The sequence below is a fragment of the Roseivirga sp. UBA1976 genome, from assembly GCF_002336325.1.
Classification (GTDB): domain Bacteria; phylum Bacteroidota; class Bacteroidia; order Cytophagales; family Cyclobacteriaceae; genus Roseivirga; species Roseivirga thermotolerans.
This window is the reverse complement of the sequence record NZ_DDDQ01000143.1, coordinates 1-10,333: the sequence shown is the minus strand read 5'-3', so window position 1 is coordinate 10,333 and position 10,333 is coordinate 1. Positions and strand designations below refer to the sequence as shown.

12 protein-coding genes are annotated in these 10,333 nt (G+C 43.1%); 8 read left to right on the top strand and 4 right to left on the bottom strand.

Annotation, left to right across the window (positions count from 1 at the left end):
* The coding region (locus B3763_RS14365; RefSeq protein ID WP_349676583.1) for an RNA polymerase sigma factor at positions 1-797 on the top strand (797 nt) is incomplete at its 5' end.
* A 181-nt stretch (positions 798-978) separates the two neighbouring features.
* On the opposite strand, the gene B3763_RS14360 is transcribed toward B3763_RS14365, so the two are convergent.
* On the bottom strand, positions 979-2,385 hold the full coding sequence (locus B3763_RS14360) for an amidohydrolase family protein (protein ID WP_286747450.1): 1,407 nt from the start codon (positions 2,383-2,385) through the stop codon (positions 979-981).
* 225 nt (positions 2,386-2,610) lie between these two features.
* On the opposite strand from B3763_RS14360, the gene B3763_RS14355 reads away from it, so the two are divergent.
* The 6 genes from B3763_RS14355 (at position 2,611) to B3763_RS14330 (ending at position 7,505) form a co-directional block, all read left to right on the top strand.
* Positions 2,611-3,033, top strand: coding sequence for a response regulator transcription factor (locus B3763_RS14355; protein WP_286747449.1), 423 nt, complete (start codon positions 2,611-2,613; stop codon positions 3,031-3,033).
* A gap of 178 nt (positions 3,034-3,211) precedes the next feature.
* On the top strand, positions 3,212-3,730 hold the full coding sequence (locus tag B3763_RS14350) for a DUF4199 domain-containing protein (protein ID WP_286747448.1): 519 nt from the start codon (positions 3,212-3,214) through the stop codon (positions 3,728-3,730).
* A 48-nt stretch (positions 3,731-3,778) separates the two neighbouring features.
* Positions 3,779-4,336: a DUF1684 domain-containing protein gene (locus B3763_RS14345; RefSeq protein WP_286747447.1), complete on the top strand. Its 558-nt coding sequence runs from the start codon at positions 3,779-3,781 to the stop codon at positions 4,334-4,336.
* A gap of 121 nt (positions 4,337-4,457) precedes the next feature.
* Positions 4,458-6,350, top strand: a complete 1,893-nt coding sequence (locus B3763_RS14340; RefSeq protein WP_286747446.1) for a sensor histidine kinase — start codon at positions 4,458-4,460, stop codon at positions 6,348-6,350.
* Positions 6,347-6,778: a response regulator gene (locus tag B3763_RS14335; RefSeq protein WP_189629409.1), complete on the top strand. Its 432-nt coding sequence runs from the start codon at positions 6,347-6,349 to the stop codon at positions 6,776-6,778. Before B3763_RS14340 ends, B3763_RS14335 begins: the two co-directional genes overlap by 4 nt.
* A gap of 82 nt (positions 6,779-6,860) precedes the next feature.
* Positions 6,861-7,505, top strand: a complete 645-nt coding sequence (locus tag B3763_RS14330) for a response regulator transcription factor (protein WP_286747445.1) — start codon at positions 6,861-6,863, stop codon at positions 7,503-7,505.
* 3 nt (positions 7,506-7,508) lie between these two features.
* Here the strand turns inward: B3763_RS14330 and B3763_RS14325 are convergent, their stop codons facing one another.
* On the bottom strand, positions 7,509-8,564 hold the full coding sequence (locus tag B3763_RS14325; protein ID WP_189629411.1) for a hybrid sensor histidine kinase/response regulator: 1,056 nt from the start codon (positions 8,562-8,564) through the stop codon (positions 7,509-7,511).
* Between the two features lie 9 nt (positions 8,565-8,573).
* Positions 8,574-9,026: a response regulator gene (locus B3763_RS14320; RefSeq protein ID WP_286747444.1), complete on the bottom strand. Its 453-nt coding sequence runs from the start codon at positions 9,024-9,026 to the stop codon at positions 8,574-8,576.
* Positions 9,027-9,496: 470 nt separating this feature from the next.
* Between B3763_RS14320 and B3763_RS14315 the strand changes: the two genes are divergently transcribed.
* The gene (locus B3763_RS14315; RefSeq protein WP_189629413.1) at positions 9,497-9,970 is read left to right on the top strand and encodes a hypothetical protein; all 474 of its coding nucleotides are present in this window, start codon (positions 9,497-9,499) and stop codon (positions 9,968-9,970) included.
* 4 nt (positions 9,971-9,974) lie between these two features.
* Here the strand turns inward: B3763_RS14315 and B3763_RS14310 are convergent.
* On the bottom strand, positions 9,975-10,333 hold a 359-nt coding region (locus B3763_RS14310), incomplete at its 5' end, for a hypothetical protein (RefSeq protein WP_286747443.1).

The following is a 10,333-nucleotide window of genomic DNA, read 5'->3' as shown; positions in this document are numbered from 1 at the left end:
AGGAAGAAGCTACGAAACGAGCCATTACACGGGCAAAAATCAAATTCAGAGAAGAGGTTGGGGCCTTGAAAGTACCTGAGGGTGGCGATCTGGAAAACCGGTTGGAAGCGGTGCTTCAGGTGATTTACCTGCTTTTCAATGAAGGCTATAAGGCTACCGAAGGGAACCAGCTGATGAAGCAAGATTTGTGTGAAGAAGCCATACGTCTGGCCTTTTTGTTGACCAATGAACCCAGCTGTGATAAAGGCGAGCTGAAGGCGCTTATAGCCATGATGTTGTTTAAGGCGGCTCGTTTTCCGGCACGAACTGATGAGGCAGGTAATCTGCTGACCCTGGAAAATCAGGATCGATCCAAGTACGATGAAGAGCACATCAAGTGGGGATGGCATTTTTTACATGATTCCTCTAAGTTTTCCGGCTCATCGGTTTATCAGTTGGAGGCTGCCATATCATGCTATTACACCACAGCTGAGACCTACGAAAAAACCAACTGGAAAGCCATTCTAAGTCTTTATGACACTTTAGTTAAACTGAAGCCGGTACCCGTAGTACAGATGAGCAGAATATTGGTGTTGAGTAAGGTGAAAGGGGCAACTGCGGCCCTTAAAGAAATGGAGGGCTTGGAAGAAGTAATTGAAGGGAATCAGTCCTTTCTTGCCCTAAAGGCCGATTTATATGCTGAAATTGGTAATTGGTCAGCGGCCAGGGTTCATCTGCAAAAGGCAATCGGTCAGGCTTTGAATATTACGGAGAGAAGGTTTCTGGAAAAGAAGCTCCAGAGTTGGATTGGGAAGTGATCTTGGGTCGATTTTATATTGAGCACTCTGATATATTTGTTGCAAACGAGTATAAGTGGCTTTGACTGGATTGGATGTAGTCTCTTGTCATTTCCGTATAGGTGGGAATGCCCGTCTTTCACAACAGAATAACTGGGAGATCCGATTTCTACCTGCGCGGGAATGACAGCAGAAACAAAGTCTACTTCTTTCTCACACTCTCCAGCATGGCTTCCATATCAGACTTAGTGTAGACTTTACCTTGAAGCACCATGCTGCTGATGCTTTGAGTATTGCTAATGTCTTCCAGCGGATTATCATTCAGAATGAGTAAATCTCCTGATTTGCCTGCCTTCAGGCTTCCGTAGAAATCATTCACTTCCAGAAACTTGGCTCCGTTAATAGTTGCGGCCTTAAGGGCCTCAATTTCCGGCAGACCGGCATCGACCAAAGCCTTCAATTCCCCATGCAACGATTGGCCGGGGTACACATAGCTATTGGAGGCACCGCAGTCTGAGCCGGCCAGCAGCAGAACTCCTGCCTCATGTAGCTTGGGTACAAGATTTATGAAGGTATTGTTCAGATCAATACGCATTTGAGTGAACGCTTCATTGGCATTCAGCGCGCTACGAATTCGCCCCTGATAGGTGGCAATAATACCGTTTTCTATGTAGTTCAGATACTCATCATTGGAGTGGTCTACCTCTTTGAGGTAAGTCAATGTGTTGCCAATAAAAAGGGTGGGGGTAACATAAGTGTTGTGGTTGCGCAACAGATTGAATGTTGTTTGTTCCTGAGCTTCACCGGTAGAGGCCATCAGCCGATTCATAGAGCCCCAAAAGCTGGCTTTTCCGGCAATCACATCATTTGTTACTTCCTGTTCTTCTGCCGATGTGCCCTTTAGCACATAATATAGATGTTCGATTGAGCCGAGTCCTGCTTCTACCGCTTCATTAAGCATTACCGTAAATGGCATATGACCGGAGGTTTGAATGCCGCGTTTTTGTGCTTCTTCTAATATCCACAGGTAAGCATCGCGTGAAATGCGGCTGTCATAGAGCTTGATAAAATCAACGCCCATGCTGGCGAGTGAATCTACTGCCTTTGCAGCCTCAGCTTGTGTGGTAACGGAAATAGAGCCCGCCCAAGTTGCTCCCGGCCCGTCCAGCTTCGGACCCGAAGTAAAGATTTTAGGGCCTATCATGGTTCCCTCTTTAATAGCCTTCTGCCAGTCAAATATCTGGTGGGTCATATCGCCTCCGGCTTCGCGCACCCCGGTTATGCCATTGGCTGTAAATAGTGGAATCAAATTCTTGTTTTCCTCAATGAGTTCTTCGCCACCCCTAAAATGAATGTGCATATCCCAAAGCCCCGGGATTACAAATTTCCCATCGGCCTCTATCGTCTGCGTAGCATTGTACTTTCTTGAGTAATCGTCAGAGATGAAGGCAATGGAGCCTTCTTTTATGCCAATCATACGATCGCTAAGTATTTCACCACTTTCCACATCTATTACTTCCGCATGAGTAATAAGAATGTCTACCGCTTCTTTGGGTTGACATGAATATATTGCAAGAGCAAAGAGTAAGAGAAGAACGCTGGATTTCATAAGGCTTGTTTTCTTAAAAGTAATTGAATTCCCTTTTCTATTCAGATTGATTTTTTTGAATGGAAGGAACTATCATTCCCATGTAGGTGGGAATCCACATCGGTTGGTAATATTTCTGAAATCCCGTGCAGGCCTGCGGATTGCAGGTATGCTGCGATGGCGTTAGAAGGAGAATTTGCAGTAATCCTTACAAAGATTTAGTTCTGAATAACTAGTTTCAAATCCATGTTCAAGGTCATTCTTCGTTTTGGGTTGATAATAGCCGCTTTGTTGATTCTCTTTCAGCTAAGCAAGATGTCTCTATTGATTCCGGATATGTCCTCAGATCTCATTCTGGGTTTAGTGGGTGCCGCATTTATAGGTTTGGGTATTTATTTAGGGCTTAAGTTCAGAAAGGTGGAAATCGTGGAGGTTGGGCCGGTGATTGAAATTGATGAGCAGCAGATCGAAGCCCTCGGGCTCACTGAAAGGGAAATGGAAGTGCTCCGGCTTATTGCCAGCGGGCTTTCTAATGTAGAAATTGGAGAGAAGCTCTTTGTTTCGGAAAACACCGTCAAAACTCATGTATCTAATCTGTTTGTCAAGCTCGATGTGAAGCGCAGAACTCAGGCGGTTACCAGAGCTAAAGAGTTGAGGATAATAGAGTAGTACACTTTCTACTTTCTCTTTTTTGGGGGCTATGGCTAATCTCACTGGATGGCTTAAGGAATAGACACAGAGGGTGACCACGAAACAGAAATCAATCAAAGATTCACTAATTTCATACAAAAGTATGAGTCCCATTGCTCGCAAAACCGACTGTTTTGGCTGAAAAAAAAGTGAACAAATGAAAAAACTCATTATCAAATTCGGATTGATTGGTGGCCTTTTAATGGTCGGTTTTGGCTTTGTATCTGTTGCGCTTGTGGGCACTGCAGAAGGAGGGTACGCATTGGGAGAAGTTATTGGCTACGCCTCCATTCTGGTGGCTATGTTGCTAATTATTGTGGCTCAGTTGAATTACAGAAAAGAGCAGGGAGGGCTGCTTTCATTCAGTGAAGCTTTTAAAATTGGTTTGGGAATCTCCTCTATTGGTGGTTTGGCCTTTGGCTTGTATAATGCCGTGTATGTGTTGTGGATTGATCCAGACTTTATGAGAAATTATTTTGCTTACACGGAGAATATTCAAATAACAGACCCTTCGTTCGAAGCGAAATATCAGGTCTATCTGGATAGTTATGGCTTTTTTGCTTCTACTTTTGGGCAATCACTGCTTATGTTTCTTACCGTATTTCTAATTGGTTTTGTAATTAGTATTATTGGAGGATTGTTTTTGCAGCGAAAACAAACCTTAAAAACCACATAGCCCTTGGGTCGATTTATTCTTACACTATCATTTTTTGCCGTTCTGACCTTGACTAAAGCTCAGAACGGTAGCTATTTACAGGAGGTAAAGGCCTGGCAGGAAGAACTAAATAAAGAATACCTTGACCCCAACAAGTCTCCCTTAACCGAGCAACAGAGACGAAGTTTTCAAGGGCATCGATTTTATCCCATACAAGAGAAATATAGAGTTATAGCTCGCTTCGAGCCAACGCCCGACTCGAAGCCCTTTCCATTAGGCACCAGCAAGGGTACTACCAAAACCTATAAGAGAATAGGTGTTCTCCATTTTCAACTTGATGGTGAGGCCTATACACTGGAGGCGTATGTAGAACAGAGAAGGTTCAGTTTACCCGGTCAGCCAATTTATGTATTCCTTCCTTTGGTGGATGAAACTACAGGTAATGAAACCTATGGAGCAGGACGATATATGCACTATGAGGGAATCCCGGAAGGCACGGAGTGGGTGATAGACTTCAACAAACTCTACAATCCGTATTGTGCCTATAGCGACAACTATGAGTGCCCCAAAGTGCCCGAAGCGAATTATCTGCCCATTAAGATTGAGGCCGGAATAAAGGGGTATTAGAAGTTATGTGTTTGAGAATTTAAGAAGAAAGCTGGGCGACAGAGGACACTAATGTCAACTTCTACTTAAACCATACAGATATTTTTAAGATATTGAAAGTCCTCTACATCTCTCAGTACATATGTTAGAATTGTTCAGACACGTTTTTGATAGCAATTTCATGCCTCATGGGCATTGTTATTTTTGGGAAAAGGAAATACTCATCCCTATTGTTATTGGAGACGGCCTGACCTTCATATCCTATATGCTCATCCCCGTAGTATTGTGGAGGTATGTGAAGGCGCGGAATGACCTAAAGTTTTCTTTTGTATTCAAGGCCTTTGCAGCCTTTATATTCTTTTGCGGCATTGGTCACCTCGTAGACATAGTAAACATTTGGGAGCCTTACTATCGGGTAAGCGCCATCACAAAAATGTGCACGGGCCTGGTTTCACTCGGTACCATTGTTCTGCTCTTTAAGTTTTTTCCAAAAGCCCTTAAAATTGGTCTTCCGGGCCAGGTAGAACAGATTAACAAAGAGCTCAAGCGCCAAAACCATGAGTTAGAAGAACTCAATGATTTCTACAACGACACCATGAAGACCGTTCGGTTAGGCTATTGGCATTTGGACCTTAGAAACAATGAATTGTTTTGGAGCCCTGTAGTGTATGAAATACACGAAATGGAGCCCGGTACTCCAATTAGTGTAGAGAGTGCCATTAGCTACTATCATCCAGACCATATTCATTTAATCACAGGAGTTGTTCAGGAGGCTATTGAATCGGGAAAACCCTTTGACCTTGACCTAAAGCTCATAACGGCCAAGAAGAATGTGATTTGGGTAAGGGCCATTGGCAAAACGGTATATGAGAAAGGAAAAGCTATCAGGCTCAAAGGACTTTTTCAAGACATTAACGAGAGCAAATTGCGCGAACAGCGACTTTTAGAAAGCGAGTCTGCACTCAATGAGGCCGAAACTATAGCCAAAGTAGGTAGCTGGCGATGGTATGTAGATAAGGATGAGCACTATTGGTCCGATGAGCGTTTCCGCATTTTGGGCTATCATCCCAACGAAATTGAACCATCGCTAAAGGCATCTTTTCAGTTGATTCATTCAGATGATAGAGAGAGTGTGCAACAAATGGTTGAACAGGCCATTGCTGAGAGGGCTCCTTATGAGATTCGGTATAGAATTAAGACAAAAGATGGTCAGCATAAGGTGCTCATCGACAAGGGAGTGCCTTCAGAAGACAAATACTCTGACGAAACCCTGTACCTCGGGGTGGTAAGAGACATCACCGAAGAACATACCCGAGAGAGAGAACTTCAGGAATCGCTACAAGCTCTGGAACGTTCTAACAGAGAGCTGCAAGACTTTGCCTATGTGGCTTCACACGATTTACAAGAACCTTTGCGGGTTATAACCAGTTATTTGCAATTACTGGAAATTGGGCATGCCGAAAAGCTGGACGATGAAGCCAGGCACTTTATACAAAGCATTATTAAGGCTTCTGCCCGCATGAAGAACCTCATCAACGATTTGCTCACCATTTCTAAACTAGATACATCTCCTAAAGAAATCGAGCCCGTAGATCTCAACGAGGTTTTAAAAATTGTGTGCGATAACCTCGAGTTTTCTATTAATGAGTCCGATGCTCAAATAGTATACGACAACTTGCCTACTGTAGAAGGCGATAGGAGCAGGCTGGAGCAGTTGTTCCAAAACCTAATGAGCAACGCCATTAAGTTTCGCAGGCATGATGTACAACCCAGGGTAGAAATCACAGCCACCGAAAAGGGACAAAAATTCAGGATTGCTGTAAGCGATAACGGCATTGGCATAGAGTCGAAGTATACGGAGCGAATTTTTACCATCTTTCAGCGACTTCACTCCAGAGACGAATACGATGGTACAGGCATTGGTCTGGCTATTTGCAAGAAAATTGTGGAAAGCCATGGCTCAACATTTACAGTAGAGAGTGAGGTAGGAAAAGGAACAAGTTTTATTTTTGATCTAAAGCCTGTAAATAAATGAAAGAACTCCACATTTTGCTGGTAGAAGATAGCCCGGAAGATGTAATGCTCACCAAGTTAGCCTTCGACCGGTCGAAGGTTCCAACCTCCATTACGGTAGCGGTGAACGGAGAGGAATGTTTGGCTTATCTAAGGCAGCAGGGTGAATATGCCAAATCGCCCTTGCCCGATCTCATTTTGCTCGACCTTAACATGCCCAAAGTCAATGGTAAACAGGTATTAGAAGCCGTTAAATATGATGATAAGCTAAAGCACATACCCATTATTGTACTCACCACAAGCCTGGCCGAACGAGACATAGAAGATAGTTATAAGAGACACGCCAACAGCTACTTGGCCAAACCCATGGACTTTAATGAATTTATTGCCCTGGTAGAGCACATAGAACAGTTTTGGTTCGATATGGTGAAGCTTCCTAAAAACGATTAATAAGCTTTTCTTATATTGCCTCATGAACCAACGGCCTGAACACTAGGTTTTTAGGGGAACAGATTCAACCTTTGAGATTATTATGGGCAAAGTAAGAGTACTCTTAGCCGATGATCAGACTGTAATACGCGATGCACTCAGTACCTATTTTCTCAATGATGATAGAATTGAAGTGGTTGCGGTAGCCGAAAACGGTCACGATGCACTACAAAAAACAGAACAGTTTAGTCCCGATGTGGTATTAACAGATTTAAATATGCCGGTGCTTAGCGGGCAAGAGCTATCCGTTAGGCTCAGGCAATTGTATCCTTCCGTAAAGGTAATTGTGCTCACCATGATCAACGAAGATCGGCACGTAAAGAAAGCTCTTTCTACCGGGGTAGATGGCTATGTGCTGAAAAACTCTGAGAAGAGCGAGCTTCGGGCGGCTATCTTACAAGTGATGAGCGGAGAGTGCTACTTTAGCCCGCAAATCTCTCATAAAATAATGAACAATCTGGCCAGTAGAATAAAGAAGGAACATGTGGTGGTAGAAATGCCACTTTCCTTGCGAGAAAAAGAGATTCTTAGGCTAATTGTTCAGGAATATAGCAATAGCGAAATTGCCAACGAACTGCTAATAAGCACAAAAACTGTAGATGCACACAAAAGAAACCTCATGGAAAAAACAGGTTCTAAAAACCTTATTGGGTTAGCCATATATGCGGTAGAAAAGGGGCTGGTCTGAACTCTAATTCTCTAAATTTTTAGGAAAAGACACAAATACGTTGGTGCCCTGCCCCGGTTTGGTATCTAGCTCTATGGTGCCTCCCAGCGAATTGACACGGCTCTCAATACTATAAAGACCAAAGCAGTTTTTACTTTCCAGAGTGTTGGTCTTGTCGAATCCTACACCATCATCTTCCACCATTAAAAGTAAGTATTCTGGATATTCAATGAGCTGAACAAAGAGGGTATTAGCCTCAGAGTGCTTAAGCGCGTTGTTTACTAGTTCCTGAACAATGCGGTAAAGAGTGAGCTTTAGTTTTTCTTCCGGTTCTTTTTCCAGGCTGGCCACAAACTCAAACTTTATATCGCAAGCCTTTTCAATATCTTCGATTAGCCCCTCCAGTGCATCAGTAAGTGGCATGTCGGCAATAGACCTTGGCATGAGCGAGTGCGATATATTTCTAATCTCATCGATGGTAGAAGCCAGGTTGGTGGTGCACTTTTCATAGTGCTTTAGCGTATCCTCATCCGTTTTTTTAAGCCACTGCCGCAAAACCCCCAGGTTTAACGAGACAGCCGTAAGGCTTTGTACCACACCATCGTGAAGTTCCTTGGCTATTCTCGATCGTTCTTTATCCTGTGCCTCCAGCACGGAGTCTAGCAAACGCTCTTTAGCTCGTTCGTTTTCCAGTTTTAACCGGTGCCGCTCTATACCATACTCAATTGATTTTTCCAGCAAGCGAGGGTCATATTCTCCTTTAACCAAATAGTCTTGAGCCCCCTGTTTAATCAGTTGCTTTGCTAAGCTAACATCAGAAAAGCCTGTAAGTATAATTATGGGAGTGCTCGATACATTTCTTTTGATCAACTGAAAGCTATCTACCCCTTGTGAGTCTGGGAGCGACAGGTCTAGCAGAATAACATCTGGTTTTGCATTGTCTAATTTTTCCAGTGCAGTAGAAATGCGTGCAGCCTCTTCCACCTTCCAGTAATTGGTGGTACTGAACGACAGAAATTCCTTTATTAGGAATCGGTCGTCTAGGTTATCTTCAATGAGTAATACTTTCCTTTGATTCATTGAAACGGGCTATTCTTGTTTAGGTAAAATGGCTACACTAGACCAGAAGTTGGTGATGCTATTCACCATAGAGGTTAGGTCGCTTAAGTTGTCTGGCTTATTAAAAAAACAATTGGCGTATTTTGCATAGCTATCTCTGACAGCCGAATCGGCCTGCATAGAGGTTAGAACTATCACAGGAATGGTTCTAAAGCGGTCATCAGTTTTTACAAAATCTAAAAAACCAATGCCACTCTCTTTAGGAAGGGTCAAATCCAGCATTATTAGGTTAGGTTTACTCACATGCTCATAGCCCCCTTCTTTCTCCAAGTAGTGCATGGCTTCCTGCACACTGCCCACAACAGCAATGCTCGCCTTAGCGGAGTTATCTTCAATACTCCTTACAATTAATTCGGCATCTCGTGCGCTGTCTTCTAACAGAAGTATATCCAGCTCGCTATGTTTTGGTCTCAATAGGCTCATCGGTAAACTATTTTCCTGAATTAAGGCTCTTTTCCGTATCCAAGAGTGGTATTGAATGTGGGTAGTGAAGTATATTTTGGCGAAAAGCCGAAATTATTCTCTTAATCACTGAATATATAAATCTAAAATATGATTTTGATACACCCAAGTTGTATTAAAAATATTAATAAAGAAGAGTTGGTAGCAGGCACGGAAAAATAATCTTCTTATTCATGCGTGCCATCCTCAATTTGGTGAGTGTATATTGAGTTGAGACAGTAAATTAGTCAGCGAATCGGTAGAAAAGAAATGTTACTACATATAAATATATAACCTTGTAAATAATTCTATTTACAGGTAGGTGAAACCCTTAAAATGCTATAAGCGAATCGCTGAAATTCGATGTTTCTACCTCTAAAATCTAATCATTCCTAAAGAAATGCTCTCACAAGTCAGTAGTTTCGAGTCTCTATTGGTAGAAGGTATTGAGGATGAAAGGCAGTTATTTTACAGAAGGCAACGAGCAGCAGGCATATCATAAATCGGACAGCAAGCAGGCATTGGAGCGTCAAATTGCTAAAATGCATGAGCTGGGCGAAATTTTAAAACGATGGAACCCTGTATTGCTGACGGCTTCTGACCTACTGGAGGCTTTGAAAAGCAGGTTTTCTACCACTCTCGTGACAGCTCCTGCCAACGCCTATATAGTTACCGATGGCCTTAGACTGGGTATATGCCTCGAACAGATTTGCGAACTCATACAGCTTAGGGTGAGCCAACCATGCCAGCCCGTTATGTCTATGGACGATTATACGCTGCTAATGCGCTGGAAGACCCAGGAACCTAATGTGCTGGAAAACTCCATGACCGCCTCGTTCGTTTTCGATTTTCTTAAACAAAAAGGAGCTACAGTGTCTATAGCTCCCGAAGAAATCTCTGTGGCTTTTAAACTACAGCAAAAGTAGTTTACTATTGCAAAGAGCAGCTTCCATTAAAATCAGAAGCATCGAAGAAAGTGCTGGCACGTCCTTTCAAGGCACCTCTTTTGGCCTCAATGGTTAGTTGATTGCTGCCGCTGCGTTTGGGAGAGCAATATTCCAATAAGTAATAACTGTTGGCTCTACCGTTTATCAGGTCTCCAATTTCCTTGAACTTATCGAGCAACTCTCCAATGTTTACGGCAGAAACAAAGCTGGTTTTTCCAATGGCTCTTAGCACGCTTTCGTCTATCTCTTGTCCTAGTCCTATGGTGTAAATGGCCATGTCGGCATCGGCCTTCTTAACTGCTTCCAGAGCCTGGCCTTTGGTAGCTCGATTGGCCTGGTCGG